At 66.3% G+C, this 13,575-nt stretch carries 9 protein-coding genes; 6 read left to right on the top strand and 3 right to left on the bottom strand.

Annotated features, from left to right (window positions below; translation table 11 throughout):
* Positions 1-38: 38 nt before the first annotated feature.
* Both APY03_RS43070 and APY03_RS39365 read right to left on the bottom strand, forming a co-directional pair.
* Positions 39-191 (bottom strand): hypothetical protein, encoded by a 153-nt coding sequence (locus APY03_RS43070; protein WP_174262778.1) that lies wholly within the window; start codon positions 189-191, stop codon positions 39-41.
* Between the two features lie 79 nt (positions 192-270).
* Positions 271-1,470: a threonine ammonia-lyase gene (locus tag APY03_RS39365; RefSeq protein ID WP_174262779.1), complete on the bottom strand. Its 1,200-nt coding sequence runs from the start codon at positions 1,468-1,470 to the stop codon at positions 271-273.
* Positions 1,471-1,597: 127 nt separating this feature from the next.
* Here APY03_RS39365 and APY03_RS39360 point away from each other — a divergent pair, with 127 nt between their 5' ends.
* From APY03_RS39360 to APY03_RS39350, 3 genes are all read left to right on the top strand, one after another.
* Positions 1,598-3,919, top strand: a complete 2,322-nt coding sequence (locus tag APY03_RS39360) for an ATP-binding protein (protein WP_068686232.1) — start codon at positions 1,598-1,600, stop codon at positions 3,917-3,919.
* A 45-nt stretch (positions 3,920-3,964) separates the two neighbouring features.
* Positions 3,965-5,536, top strand: coding sequence for a S41 family peptidase (locus APY03_RS39355; RefSeq protein WP_068686230.1), 1,572 nt, complete (start codon positions 3,965-3,967; stop codon positions 5,534-5,536).
* A 165-nt stretch (positions 5,537-5,701) separates the two neighbouring features.
* Complete coding sequence (locus APY03_RS39350) at positions 5,702-7,381, top strand: S41 family peptidase (protein ID WP_232081202.1); 1,680 nt, start codon at positions 5,702-5,704, stop codon at positions 7,379-7,381.
* A 6-nt stretch (positions 7,382-7,387) separates the two neighbouring features.
* Here the strand turns inward: APY03_RS39350 and recQ are convergent, their stop codons facing one another.
* The gene (gene recQ, locus APY03_RS39345) at positions 7,388-9,271 is read right to left on the bottom strand and encodes a DNA helicase RecQ (RefSeq protein WP_232324580.1); all 1,884 of its coding nucleotides are present in this window, start codon (positions 9,269-9,271) and stop codon (positions 7,388-7,390) included.
* A 159-nt stretch (positions 9,272-9,430) separates the two neighbouring features.
* Here recQ and APY03_RS39340 point away from each other — a divergent pair, with 159 nt between their 5' ends.
* The 3 genes from APY03_RS39340 to APY03_RS39330 all read left to right on the top strand — a co-directional run bounded on the left by APY03_RS39340 (position 9,431) and on the right by APY03_RS39330 (position 13,542).
* A complete protein-coding gene (locus APY03_RS39340; protein ID WP_146039278.1) occupies positions 9,431-9,922 on the top strand; it encodes a CesT family type III secretion system chaperone in 492 nt (163 codons plus the stop codon).
* 222 nt (positions 9,923-10,144) lie between these two features.
* Positions 10,145-12,277, top strand: coding sequence for a hypothetical protein (locus APY03_RS39335; protein ID WP_146039277.1), 2,133 nt, complete (start codon positions 10,145-10,147; stop codon positions 12,275-12,277).
* Positions 12,278-12,576: 299 nt separating this feature from the next.
* Positions 12,577-13,542, top strand: coding sequence for an ABC transporter substrate-binding protein (locus APY03_RS39330; protein ID WP_068686220.1), 966 nt, complete (start codon positions 12,577-12,579; stop codon positions 13,540-13,542).
* Positions 13,543-13,575: the final 33 nt, after the last annotated feature.

Below are 13,575 nucleotides of genomic sequence, written 5' to 3'. Positions count from 1 at the left end.
GCGGCCGGCGGGGTGTCCGCCGCTGCCGCAGCCGAATGTCAGGCCAAGTAGACGGCGATGGACGCCAGCAGGAGCATCAGCACCCCGCCCGCCACGGGCAGCACCAGGGGCATGAGGTGGACGATCGACTCGACCGCGTCGGCCTCGACAGCGGCGGCCTTGGCCGGATCGACAGGTGTGGGATTGGACATGGTTATTCCTCGGGTACGCAAAACTGAGGCCATTTTACCGACGGACCCGCGCGCCGCGGTCTAGGGGCTTGCCAGCCCCTCAGCGCTGCTCGTCCGCCTCGAAGCCAGCCTTGCGCAGGGCCTCGAGCACCGCCGTGAGATGCGCGCGCCCGCGGGTCTGCAGCACCAGCTCGATATCGACGTTCTGCGCCGCCAGCATGGTGAAGGCGCGCTGGTGGTGCACCTCGTCGACGTTAGCGCCCGCTTCCGCCACGGTGGCCGTGATCTGGGCCAGCGAGCCCGGCACGTCGCGTGCGCTGACGCGCACGCGCGCCAGCCGGCCGGCGCGCACCATGCCGCGCTCGATGATCGCCGCCAGCAGCAGCGGGTCGATGTTCCCGCCCGAGAGCACCAGCCCGACGCGCTTGCCCTTGAAGCGCTCAGGATGCCGGATCAGCGCCGCCAGCCCCGCCGCGCCCGCGCCCTCGACCAGCGTCTTCTCGATCTCGAGCAGCATCAGCACCGCCTGCTCGATGTCGCCTTCATCGACCAGGAGCAGGTCGTTCACCTGCGCGCCGATGATGGCCTGCGTCAGCACGCCCGGCGTGCCGACGGCGATACCCTCGGCGATGGTGCTCTGCCCCGAAGGATGATGCGTGCCCTGAACCGCATTGACCATGGCCGGGAAGCGCCGGGTCTGCACGCCCACGATGTCGATCCCGGGCTTGCGCGCCCGGGCAGCGAGCGCCATGCCGGCAATCAGGCCGCCGCCGCCCACCGAGACCACCAACGCATCGAGCTGCGGCACCGCGGCCAGCATCTCGAGTGCCACCGTGCCCTGGCCGGCGATGATCGCCTCGTCGTCATAGGGATGCACGAAGGCCAGCCCTTCCTGCTGCGCGAGCATGAGCGCATGGGCGCTGGCCGCTTCCAGCGTGTCGCCATGCAGCACCACCTCCGCACCGAAGCCGCGGGTGCGCTCGATCTTCACGCCCGGCGTGAAGCGGGGCATCACGATCAGCGCCCGCATGCCCAGGCGCTGGGCATGGTAGGCCACCCCCTGGGCATGGTTTCCGGCCGACATCGCGATGACGCCCCGGACGCCGTTCTCCGAGAGATCGACCAGCTTGTTGCAGGCGCCGCGTTCCTTGAAAGAGGAAGTGAACTGCAGGTTCTCGAACTTGAGGAAGACCTGCGCCCCGACGATCTCGGAAAGCGTCCGCGATTCCACGCACGGCGTATCGAGCACCTGCCCGCGCAGGCGCTCGGCGGCGCGTTCTATGTCGTCGATTCCAAGCATGGCCGGCATTGTGGACGGAATCGCAACATCCGGGTTTTTACCGTTCCCGAGTCTTCCCGAAGCCAAAACTCTGCGCTATGGTCGCGATCAGTTTCCGATTCTGATTCTCCTAGCTGGAGGTTGCTCGATGGTCAAGCGTTCCGGTGCCGATGTAGTGGCTGCGGCTTCCCGCGGTCATGCATTGCCGTCGCCCGGACTCAAGGAAGCGCCGGTGCTCGAGCTCATGTGCTCGCATTTCGTGCTCACCCTCGCGGCCAAGCAGGGCCCGCGCTTCAACGTGCGGCGCGACCTCAACGGCCTGCTCTCGCTGACCGGGCGCCACCTCGTCTGGCCGCTGGCCGTCCTGCAGCGCCTGCGCGAATTCCTGGGCCGGCGCTGCGCCGGCAACGAAGTCTGGAAAGGGGTCGAGCAGTTCGATGGCCGCACGCTGCTGGAGCGTCACGGCGTGTGGCGCGGCCCCTACGAGGAGGGCACGCTCTTCTTCTATCTCGACGAGTACGCCAAGGACCAGCCGAAGGATCTGCTTTCGGTGCTCTCGGCCACGCGCGACTGGCTCACCCATGCGCTGCGCAAGCAGTCGACCCTGGTCGAGAAGAACATCGACGCGCTGGCGGGCCTGCTGCAGCTCAACAAGGCCGAGCGCGCGCTGCTGCTCTACGGCACGCTCGCGCGCTACCAGCGCGATCTGCGCTCGCTGCTGGTCGAGTTCAAGGTCAACAACGCGCCGGAGGCCTACGCCGCGATCGCCGAGGTGGCCGGCGTCGATGCCAGCGATGTGGGCGAGGCGCTGCGCGCCGGCTCGCGTCTGGAGCGAATCGGCCTGGTCGAGAACCTGATCTCCGAGCACAACATCACCGACCTGGCCGACCTCATGAAGGTCAGCGAGAAGCTGCCTCCGGTGCTGATGCGCGAATATCGCGACCACAACGAGCTGATGGCCGTGTTCACGCGGCCCTCGGCCAAGAGCGCGCTGGTCGTGCAGGACTTCAGCTTCGTGCAGGAGGACGCGCAGATGCTCATCACCCTGCTCTGCGCCGCGGTGACGCGCAAGGAGCCGGGCGTGAACGTGCTGCTCTACGGCCCGCCCGGTACCGGCAAGACCGAGCTCGCGAAGGTCGTGGCGCAGGCCGCGGGCCTGGAGCTGTTCGAGGTCGAGTACGCCGACCGCGACGGCAATTCGCTTTCGGGCCGCGACCGCTACCGCTCGCTGCAGATCGCGCAGGTCTTCCTCAAGGGGAGCGCGCAGGCGGCCTTGCTTTTCGACGAGGTGGAGGACGTGTTCCCGCCGATCAGCACGGAGGCGGCGCAGATCATGGCGCGCGCCGAGCAGATCCCCGCGTCCGCCAGCGGCAGCGTGAGCGGCAAGGCCTGGGTCAACCAGATCCTCGAATCGAATGCCGTGCCCACGATCTGGGTGACCAACCGCATCGAGCAGATCGACCCCGCCTTCCGCCGCCGCTTCGCCTACCACCTCGAGCTCAAGTCCCCGCCGCCCGGTGCGCGCGAGCAACTGGTACGCAAGACGCTCGAGGGCGTGGCCGTGTCCGATGCGTTTGCCGCGAAACTGGCCGCCCGCAAAGGCCTCACGCCGGCCCAGATCCGCACGGCGGTGCGGTTCGCGGGGTTGGCCGCGTCGGAGGGGACTTCCACAGAGAGTCTGATCGAACGCCAGCTGCGCAATGCCGACCTGGCACTCGGCACGCAGGGCGGCCTGGGCGTGCGCCGCAGCGTGACCACCTACGATCTCGACATGCTCAACGTGGAGAGCCGCTTCGAGATCCCGCGCATCGTCGAGGCACTCAAGGTGCGCGGCCACGGCACGCTGTGCTTCTACGGCGCGCCCGGCACCGGCAAGACGGCGCTGGCCGAGCACATGGCGCGCGCCATCGGCCGGCCGCTGATCATCAAGCAGGCGAGCGACCTGATGAGCAAGTACGTCGGCGAGACCGAGCAGAATATGGCCGCCATGTTCAAGGAGGCCGAGGCCGAAGAAGCGATCCTCCTGCTCGACGAGGCCGACAGCTTCCTGCAGGACCGCCGCGGCGCACAGCGCACCTACGAAGTGACCGAGGTCAACGAGATGCTGCAGGGCATGGAGCGCTTCGACGGCATCTTCGTCTGCACAACCAACCTGCTCGATCGCCTCGACCAGGCAGCGCTGCGGCGCTTCACCTTCAAGATCAAGTTCATGCCGCTGACGCCGGTGCAGCGCGAGCGCATGTTCCTGATCGAGGCGCTGGGCGGCGATGCCGACGGCCTGACGAGCGAGCGACGACAGCGCCTGGCCAGGCTGCAGCAGTTGTGTCCCGGCGATTTCGCGGCCGTCAAACGCCAGACCGATATCCTCGGGGTCGCGTTCTCGGCCGACGAGTTCCTGGACCAGCTCGAGGCCGAACACCGCATCAAGCCGGAGGTGCGCGAATCGCGCGGCATGGGCTTCGTTCACTAGACTGCGACGGTCGCGCCGCGCGCGGCGCGCGAGGGGGATTTCTTCATGGAGCTTCGATTGCAGCGGCTCGCTGCGCTGCTCGCCGTGTGCGCGGCCGCCGTGGCGTTGACGGCCTGCGGTGGTGGCGGCGGCGGTGGCGGTGGTGCCTTGCCACTGGCCGCGACGCCGCAGCGCCCGGCCGAGCCCGCTGCCGAGGACGACGGCATCGTGGCTTCCGCCAGCGTCGCGGGCCTCTGCGCCGCGCCGCGCAACGGCATCGACCCGGACACCGGGGCGGCCTACCCCGATCGCAGCGGCACCACCGCCGACGAGAAGCGCTGGGTGCGCGGCTGGATCGACGAAACCTACCTCTGGTTCGACGAAGTGCCGGCCACGCTGGCATCGAAGGACTACGCCACGCCGATCGCCTGGTTCAACGTGCTCAAGACGCCCCAGCTCACCGCGTCCGGCAGAGCCAAGGACCGCTTTCACTTCACGCAGGATACGGCGGCCTATCGCGCACTTTCGCAAGGCGGCATGGATGTGAGTTACGGCCTGGAGCTGGCCTTCCTGAGCGCATCGCCACCGCGCGATGTGCGCGTGGCCTACATCGAGCCCGGCTCGCCCGCAGCGCAGGCGGGCATCGTGCGAGGGACGCGCGTCGTCGAAATCGACGGCGTCGATGTCGCCAACGGCAGCGACACGACCACGCTCAACGCAGGCCTCGTGCACGCCCGCGAGGGGGAGACCCACAGCTTCAAGCTGCGCGCTCCCGACGGCACCGAGCGCTCGGTCGCGCTGGCCGCGGCGCGCGTGACCCGTGTTCCGGTGCAGAACGTGAAGACCATCGCCACCGCGAGCGGGCCGGTGGGCTACATGCAATTCAACGACCATCTGGCGACCGCGGAGGCGGCCTTGATCGCGGCCATGAACCAACTGCAGGCCGCAGGCATCGTCGACCTGGTGATCGACATGCGCTACAACGGCGGCGGCCTGCTCGATGTCGCGAGCGAACTGGCTTCGATGGTCAGCTCGTCAGGTGCGACCACCGGCGCCGTGTTCGAGCGCCTGGTCTTCAACAGCAAGAACCCCTTTCGTCTGGCGCCCGCGCAGGCTGCCTTGCCCTTTCACGTGACTTCGCGTGGCTTCTCCACGCCGGCCGGGCAGCCGCTGCCGCGCCTGGGCCTGACGCGCGTCACCGTCCTCGCCGGGCCCGATACCTGCTCGGCCAGCGAATCGGTGATCAACAGCCTGCGCGGCGTGGGTGTCGCGGTCAGCCTGATCGGCGGCGCCACCTGCGGCAAGCCTTACGGCTTCCTGCCGCAGGACAACTGCGGCACCACTTATTTCGCGATCCAGTTCCAGGGTGTCAACAACCAGGGTTTCGGTGACTACGGCGACGGCTTTGCACCGACATGTGCGGTGGCTGACGACTTCGACCATGCCTTGGGTGACCCTGCCGAGGCGCGGCTGGCGGCGGCATTGACGCTCCGCAGCACCGGGGCCTGCCCGGCGCCGGACTCGCGCAAGGCTGACGTCGCGCGACGCAAGTCCGAGGCGCTGGGCATGCCGTATCTCGTGCGTGTGCCGGCCAGGGAGAGCCGCCTCGTCGTGACGCTGCCTTCGACGCAGCCATAGCCCGGCCGCGGCTGCCGGCTTGTCGGGCCGCGCAGCCCGTTCCGGCACGGTCGCCGGTCCCGCGAAAGCTGAAGAAATGTCACGGCCGATGCACCCGTGGCGTCAGCCCTCCTACGATGCCGGCCAATCAAATGGCGTCGTCCGGCGCATGCGGAGGGAGGGAACATGGGTCGAATTCTCGAGAAGAAGCTCACACGGCTTGCTGGCTGCGCGGCATGGATCATCACGCTGGCCGCCTGCGGCGGCGGTGGAGGAGGAGGCGCAGCAATGTTTCCGCCGATCGCCGCGGCGCCGCCAGCCACTGCGGATTCCGCAACTTCACCGCCTCCCGCGGATGCGGGGCCGGTCGAAACTCCTCCGGCTCCGGGTGAACCTCCGACTCCTGCAGTGCCCGGGACGCCGGTCACGCCGCCCGGCCCGACGCCAATCCCTCAAGCCACCATCGTTCCCTCAGCCTCCGTGTCCGCGCAGTGCGCCGCGCCGCGCTCCGGCACCGATCCGTCAACCGGTACCCCCTTCGACGACCGCAAGGGCACATTGGCCAACGAAAAAGACTGGGTGCGCGCATGGATCGACGAAACCTACCTGTGGTTCGACGAGGTGCCCACCACGCTGCTCGCGCAGGACTACGCGACGCCCGTCGCCTACTTCGATGTGCTGAAGACGCCGAAGCTCACGGCAAAAGGCAAACCCAAGGATCGGTTCCATTTCACCGCCAACACCGCGCAGGCACGTGCACTGTCGCAGAAAGGCACCGAAGTCGGCTATGGAATGGAACTCGCCTTCCTTGCCGCGTCGGCGCCACGTGATATTCGCGTCGCGTTCACCGAGCCGGGTTCGCCGGCTGCGCAGGCGGGGGTTTCCCGCGGCGACCGCCTGATCGAGATCGACGGCATCGATGTACAGGGCTCGACGAATGCAGATGCGCTCAATGCGGCGATAGCTCCCGAACGCGAAGGAGAGCAACACAGCTTCAGGCTGCGCGCGGTCGACGGCACCGAGCGGACTCTCACGCTCACCTCGGCTTCGATCACGCGAGATCCGGTGCCGATGCTCAACGCCTTCAACATCGGCGGCAAGCGTGTCGGCTACATGCTCTTCAACCACCACATCGCAACCGCTGAGTATTGGCTGGCCTCCACGATGGAGGCGTTCCAGTCCATCGACATCACCGATCTCGTGATCGACATGCGCTACAACGGTGGCGGCTACCTCGACATCGCGAGCGAACTGGCCTACATGGTGAGCTCGAGCGCAGCGACCCAGGGCAAGACCTTCGAGCGGCTCCTGTACAGCAGCAAGAATCCGTTCAACCTGACGGCGGAGGACACTAAGGTGCCCTTCCACGCCACCACGCTGGGGTATTCGGTGAATCCAGGGTACGCCTTGCCTCAACTCGGGCTGTCGCACGTCACCGTCCTGAGTGGCCCCGACACCTGCTCGGCCAGCGAGTCCATCGTCAACGGCCTTCGCGGCATTGGCGTCACCGTCGACCTGGTCGGCGGGGGCACGTGCGGCAAGCCCTACGGCTTCACGCCGCAGGACAACTGCGGTACCAGCTACTACGCCATCCAGTTCCAGGGCGTCAACGACCAGGGCTTCGGGGACTATGGCGACGGCTTTGCACCGACCTGCGCCGTGGTGGACGACTTCACCCACGAGCTCGGCGACCCCAAGGAGGCGAGGCTTGCGGTGGCGTTGCATCTGCTCGGAGGCGGGGTCTGCCCCACCCCGCCGTCGGTCAGCAAGGCCGACATCGCCATGCGCAAGGCCGAAGCCGAGCGCGTGCCCTACCTGGTGCGCTCTCCGATCCTCGAGAACCGGATGCTGCGGCCCGGACGCTAACTCCGGCTAGAACGCGGCGCAGACCCTGAGTACATCCGCCCCGTAGGCTTCCAGCTTCTTGCTGCCGATCCCGCTCAGGCCCTGCAGATCCTCGAGCGTGGCCGGTGCCCGCTCCGCGATCGCGGCGAGCGTGGCATCGTGGAAGATCACGTAGGCCGGGAGGTTGTGCTCGCGCGCCACCTCCCCGCGCCAGGCCTTGAGCGCGGCGAAGCGCGCCTGGCCCGCCGTGTCCAACGTGGCCGCAGCGGGCGAAGGCGCACCGCGCGCCGGCTTGTCGCGCCTTGACTTCTTGCGGTCGGCCGGTGACGAGACCGACTCGCGCAGCAGCACCGGCGTCTCGCCCTTGAGCACCGCGCGCGAGCCATCGGTCAGCTGCAGGGTGTTGAAGGCCTGCGCATCGACCGACAGCGCGCCGGTCGCGATCAGCTGGCGCATCACACCGCGCAGCTGCGCCTCGCTGAACTCGCTGCCGAGGCCGAAGGTGCTGAGCTTCGAGTGGCCGAACTGCGTGACCTTCTCCGTGGCCTTGCCGCGAAGAATGTCCATGATGTGGCCGGCGCCGAAGCTGATGCCGCTGTGCTGCTGTACGCGGTAGATGGTCGAGAGCAGCTTGCGCGCTGCGTCCGTGCCGTCCCACACCTGTGGCGGGTTCAGGCAGTTGTCGCAGTTGCCGCAGACGGTGCTGTGCTCGCCGAAGTAGTTCAGAAGCCGCACCCGCCGGCAATCGCTGGCCTCGGCCAGCGAGAGCAGGGCGTCGAGCTTGCCGCGCATCACCTGCTTGAACTCCTCGCCCGCAGGGCTCTCATCGATCATGCGGCGCTGGTTCACCACGTCCTGCAGCCCGTAGGTCATCCAGGCATCGGCCGGCGCGCCGTCGCGGCCCGCGCGGCCCGTCTCCTGGTAGTAGCCCTCGATGTTCTTCGGCATGTCGAGGTGGGCGACGAAGCGCACGTCCGGCTTGTCGATCCCCATGCCGAAGGCGATGGTTGCCACCATCACGATGCCTTCGTCGCGCAAGAAGCGATCCTGGTGCTTCTGGCGCACCGCCGCATCGAGCCCGGCGTGGTAGGGCAGGGCCTCGATCCCGGCGTCGCGCAGGGTCTGGGCTGTGTCCTCGACGCGCTTGCGCGACTGGCAATACACGACGCCGGCGTCGCCCTCGTGCTCGCGTTCGATGAAGCGCAGGAGCTGCGTGGTGGGGTCCTTCTTCTCGACGATCGTGTAGCGGATGTTCGGCCGGTCGAAGCTGGAAACGAACTGGCGCGCCTCCTCGAGCTGCAGCCGCTCCACGATGTCGGCGCGCGTCAGCGCGTCGGCGGTGGCAGTGAGTGCGATGCGCGGCACGCCGGCATAGCGCTCGTGCAGCACCGTCAGCGCGCGGTACTCGGGCCGGAAGTCGTGGCCCCACTGGCTCACGCAATGCGCTTCGTCGATCGCGAACAGCGACAGCTTGCCACGCTCGTGCAACCCGTCGAGCTGTGAAAGAAACCGTGGCGTCGTCACGCGTTCGGGCGCCGCGTAGAGCAAGGTGATTTCGCCGCGCAGCATGCGGCGCTCCACGTCCTGCGTCTCTTCCCAATCGAGCGTGGAGTTGAGAAAGGCAGCATCGACGCCGGCCTCGTGCAGGGCGCCGACCTGGTCGTGCATCAGCGCGATCAACGGCGACACCACAACCGTCACGCCACGCCCCGCACGCTGCCGTGCGATCGCAGGGATCTGGTAGCACAGCGACTTGCCGCCGCCGGTGGGCATCAGCACCAGCGCGTCGGCTCCGGCGGTGACGTTCTCGATGATGGCTTGTTGATGGCCGCGGAACTCGGTGTAGCCGAAGACGTCGCGAAGGATTTCCGACAACTCGCGTTCGGGTGTTGAAGACGGCAGGACGGGCACGGGTATGACACCGATGAGATGTGAATGAATTCGAAGGGCCGGCCGGCCCCTGCATTTGGCGGCGAACTGATTGTTCCTTCAGTCGCCCTCACAAAAAGTCAGGACGCCGAGCGGATTGCTCGAGACACGATTGTTACCAACCCATGAGACGAGCTTTTCTTGTTCGACCTCGGAAGGAGACGAGCCCCAATGAGTCGAGAGGACTATATCGAACTGGTCCAGGATCTTTGCGAGGAGCTGGAGCTCGGCGACGCCGGCGAGCTTCTGGACCGTGGGTTGCTGCAGGTGGACGAGACGCTGGTCGGCATCGAGTACCTGGAGGAGCGGGACGAGATTCGCCTGCTCGCGGACCTCGGTGAACTCGACGACGGCATCGACCGCAACGCAATGCTCGAATTGCTGCTGCAGGCCAACCTCGGCAATACCAGCTTCTATTTGCCCACCTTCAGCCTGCACCCTGAAAGCGACCATCCCGTGGTGGCTTTCCACGTTCCCCTGCAGAGCTTGCTTGAAGAGGATGTCGACCTTGCATTCGTACTCACCGAGCAACTGATTTCCTTGGTGGACGAGTGGAAAGGCATGTTGCGGGACGCACTCGACAGCGCGTCACCCGCGACCGGTGCCTTGTCTTTCCCCAGCTCATTGGCTTGAAGCAGGAGACTTGTGATGAGACCAAGCGCATCAACCCCGAGTCCTTCCACCCCAAGAGCAGCAACCCCAAGGGCATTTGGCCAGCCGACGACCTCCCGCACGGCGCGTCCCCAACTCCAGAGGACCACGGCAAGGCATATCAAGGTGGCCCAGGCGGGACAATCCTTCACACCTCGGCAGTTCCATCGGGACGCGAACATCGAGGACTACATCCCCGCCCCGATGAGAGCAGATGAGCCTGACGCCTTCGACTTTCAGAATGAGCCGCCATCGCGGCCCAGCCTGCACGATGCATTCGGAATACCGTCCCAGAAGCTCGATGCTGCACACAATGCCATTGAGCCGCAGTTCGAGCGCTTCTATCAAGGAGCGGTGAACCGGGAGCTCAGCAAGCGCGACAAGAGCTCCTACGTGGAAAAGACGAGAACCGTCAAGAGTGCCGATGGCTCGGAGTGGGACGAGAAGGTCTGGGAGAGGCGCGAAGAAAAGCCGAGTGTCAGGCTTCAGGCGTGGCAGGCCGAAAAAGGCAGAAAGATCCAGACCGGCCTCAACAAGGTCGACCGGATCATGCGCGAAACAGCGGGCTGTCCGCGCAAGACGGGCAGCAACTACGCAACCGACAAGGCGAAGGATGACCTGTTGACCAGTGGCAAACAAACGCTGAACGACAAGACGGTCGCTGGCGTGGCCGTAGCCTCTGCACTGAACAAGGGACCTGCGACTTACGCAGCGAATGAAGACCCCGGCTTGGCTGCAGACCTCTCACCGATGACCGACGGCTTGGCAGCGGCCACGTTGGCGCCCGCGCTCGCCGAGGGGATCTACGGTGCAGCTGCGCTCCTCGGACTGCGCTCCGAGCAGGAGAAGGCCAAGCAAGCCTTGAACTTGAAGAACGATGCACGCCGGTTCTTGAAGCTCCAGGCCGAGGCCACGCCTGAGGAGGCGGAGAACTATCTCAAGTTCATGGCCGCAGGGGGCAAGCTGTTCGAGCCGACATTGGAGGATGCCGCCACCACGAGGGCGGCGGTCGATCGAGTGGCGAGGACGGGTGTGCTCTCGCCGCTGCAGGGCTCCGGCGCAGCCGCCCTTGAAATTGCCAATACGATGACGTCGTTCACCCCCTGGGCAAACGCCGCCTTCGCGCCGATCGCCGTCGCCGGAGGCGGCGTCAGAATTCACGAAGGGAGGCAGGAACTGTTGCGACGCGTGGGTCAACAGGTACTGGCGGAGGGTCGCAAGGCAAGGATGAAGGCCATGTTGGAGGAGTTCAAGAACCATCCGGAGTTCAAGGCCCATCCGGAGCGCCGCCAGTTGTTCGAGGGTGTTGTTAAATGTCTCGATGCGCAGCAAGATCGCCTGATTCGGCAAGCAGCACGCGAGAAGATATACGCCAGGGGGCGCATATTCGATGGCGGTGGGGCTATCGGTGGAGCGCTTGGCGGATTGGCGGCGCTCGGTACGTTGGCTGGCCTCGGCGCCCTCACTGCGGCAACAGGGGGCGCGGCAGGTCTCGTGCCGGTTCTAGGCGCGGCTGCGTGGGGCACCGCGGTGGCAGTGCGCAACGGCCAGCGGGCGGGCGCCGAACACACGTCAAAGTGGCGCCAGCGGGCCGTGCGCGTCCTGGGCTTCGAGATGTCGCGCGAGGAGCTCGAGCACAAGGTGGCCGGGACGCACCTCGATGGTTCTAATGTCGAGGTGCACATTCAGGAAGGCGACTATCTGCCGGAAATGCAGAGCTTCCGCGGCAGGCGCGAGATGAAATTCGATGCCCTTGAGAACGAGTATCTGGGGCTGCATGTATTGGCGCTTCAGGTTCAGGACATCGTCAAGGACCACGACTGCAACCGCGCGTCGCCCTACGTCCGGTTGCTGGAGGCCTTCGATATCGACGCGATCAAACTGCTTGCCATCTGCAAGGCGGCCTCGGCAAAGCCGGCGAATACGCAACTGGACTTCATCAAGTCTCACCTTGCGCCGGCGCTCAGGCTCAAGCTGCGAACGGAAGGCGGTGTGCAGGCAGTGCCGCACGTTTCGGTCTTCCTGCGGCATTTCGAGATTGCCCGAAGCAAGGCTCTCGGCAAGGTAGAAACGATCACTTCCAAGTTCGGCTACCACATTCGCAAGGAGCTGGAGGCGTACTACCCCGACCCGATCGCAGGCCTGGCGGCCTTCGACAAGGCGGTTGGAGCGTTCCTGAAGGCTGATGCGACACGCCCGTCCGAGACGGACATGTCCGCCAGGATATTCATGGGACAGTTGGAGGATGTGGTGAAGGCTGGGGAGCTGGACGACCCGATCCGGCAACTCGAGCAGTTCCGCTGGCCTGGCGCTCCTGATAGCGTCGTCACCGCGTGATGCCTCTGTGAGACCGGATGGATCTGGATCGTCCGTAGTCGCCGAGCGGCAGTGCGCATGGCGAGGCGCTGCTGAACCTGCGGCACGCGCCTTGCTTTCCATGTGCCAGCCTGCGCCTGCGCACGCTGCCCGGCAAGCCCTGGTGCACCAGGGCTGAGCGCCCCGAAGTCAAAAGGGTGCAAAGGTGGGGTTTGCCTGTATATACAGGTGCATCGCAGGCCGGCACCATATGCCTGCGTGCCGCGTGTGCCACACATGGCGAGCCAGGCTTTTCACGAACGCAACAGGAGTACCCCCAGATGGTCAAGACCTTCGCAAGAACCGCCTCGCTGCTCGCAGCCGCCCTCTGCGCCGCAGGCATGGCGGCAAGCGCCCACGCCCAGGACAGCAAGATCGCCCTCGGCATGTCCGGCTGGACGGGCTTCGCGCCGCTCTCGCTGGCCGACAAGGCCGGCATCTTCAAGAAGAACGGTCTCGACGTGGAGATCAAGATGATTCCGCAGAAGGATCGCCACCTGGCCCTGGCCTCCGGCGCCATCCAGTGCGCGGCCACCACCGTCGAGACGCACGTGGCCTGGAACGCCAACGGCGTGCCCATCGTCCAGATCTTCCAGATGGACAAGTCCTACGGCGCCGACGGCATCGCGGTGCGCAACGACGTCAAGTCCTTCGCCGACCTCAAGGGCAAGACCATCGGTGTGAGCGCCCCCGGCACCGCGCCCTTCTTCGGCCTGGCCTGGATGCTGAGCAAGAACGGCATGACCCTGAAGGACGTGAAGACCGTCTCGCTCGAGCCCCAGCCCGCCGCCCAGGCCTTCGTGGCCGGCCAGAACGACGCCGCCATGACCTACGAACCCTATCTTTCGACGGTGCGTGCCAACCCGCAGGCCGGCAAGATCCTCGCCACCACGCTGGACTATCCGATGGTGATGGACACCGTCGGCTGCGCGCCCACCTGGCTCAAGGCCAACGCCAAGGCCGCGCAGGCCCTGACCAATTCCTACTTCGAGGCGCTGGAGATGATCAAGAGCGACCCTGCCAAGGCCAACGAGCTGATGGGCTCTGCCGTCAAGCAGAGCGGCGAGCAGTTCGCCAAGTCCTCGGCCTACCTGCGTTGGCAGGACAAGGCGGCCAACCAGAAGTTCTTTGCGGGCGAGCTCACCCAGTTCATGAAGGAATCGGTGCCGATCCTGCTGGAGGCCGGCGTGATCCGCAAGGCGCCCGAGGATCTCTCGGCGACCTTCGACGCCAGCTTCATCAAGTAAGACCGCGCGCACGAAGCTGCCCGAGCCACCGTC

The organism is Variovorax sp. WDL1, assembly GCF_001541225.1.
In the GTDB taxonomy this organism is placed as follows: domain Bacteria; phylum Pseudomonadota; class Gammaproteobacteria; order Burkholderiales; family Burkholderiaceae_C; genus Variovorax.
This window is presented reverse-complemented; position numbering and strand designations above follow the sequence as displayed.

Excerpts from the sequence above, each read along its gene's own strand:
- APY03_RS39335 (WP_146039277.1), top strand. The coding sequence starts at position 10,145 with ATGAGAGCAGATGAGCCTGACGCCTTCGACTTTCAGAATGAGCCGCCA.
- APY03_RS39365 (WP_174262779.1), bottom strand. The coding sequence starts at position 1,470 with ATGCTTGGAATCGACGACATAGAACGCGCCGCCGAGCGCCTGCGCGGG.
- APY03_RS43070 (WP_174262778.1), bottom strand. The coding sequence starts at position 191 with ATGTCCAATCCCACACCTGTCGATCCGGCCAAGGCCGCCGCTGTCGAG.
- APY03_RS39350 (WP_232081202.1), top strand. The coding sequence starts at position 5,702 with ATGGGTCGAATTCTCGAGAAGAAGCTCACACGGCTTGCTGGCTGCGCG.
- APY03_RS39330 (WP_068686220.1), top strand. The coding sequence starts at position 12,577 with ATGGTCAAGACCTTCGCAAGAACCGCCTCGCTGCTCGCAGCCGCCCTC.
- APY03_RS39355 (WP_068686230.1), top strand. The coding sequence starts at position 3,965 with ATGGAGCTTCGATTGCAGCGGCTCGCTGCGCTGCTCGCCGTGTGCGCG.
- APY03_RS39360 (WP_068686232.1), top strand. The coding sequence starts at position 1,598 with ATGGTCAAGCGTTCCGGTGCCGATGTAGTGGCTGCGGCTTCCCGCGGT.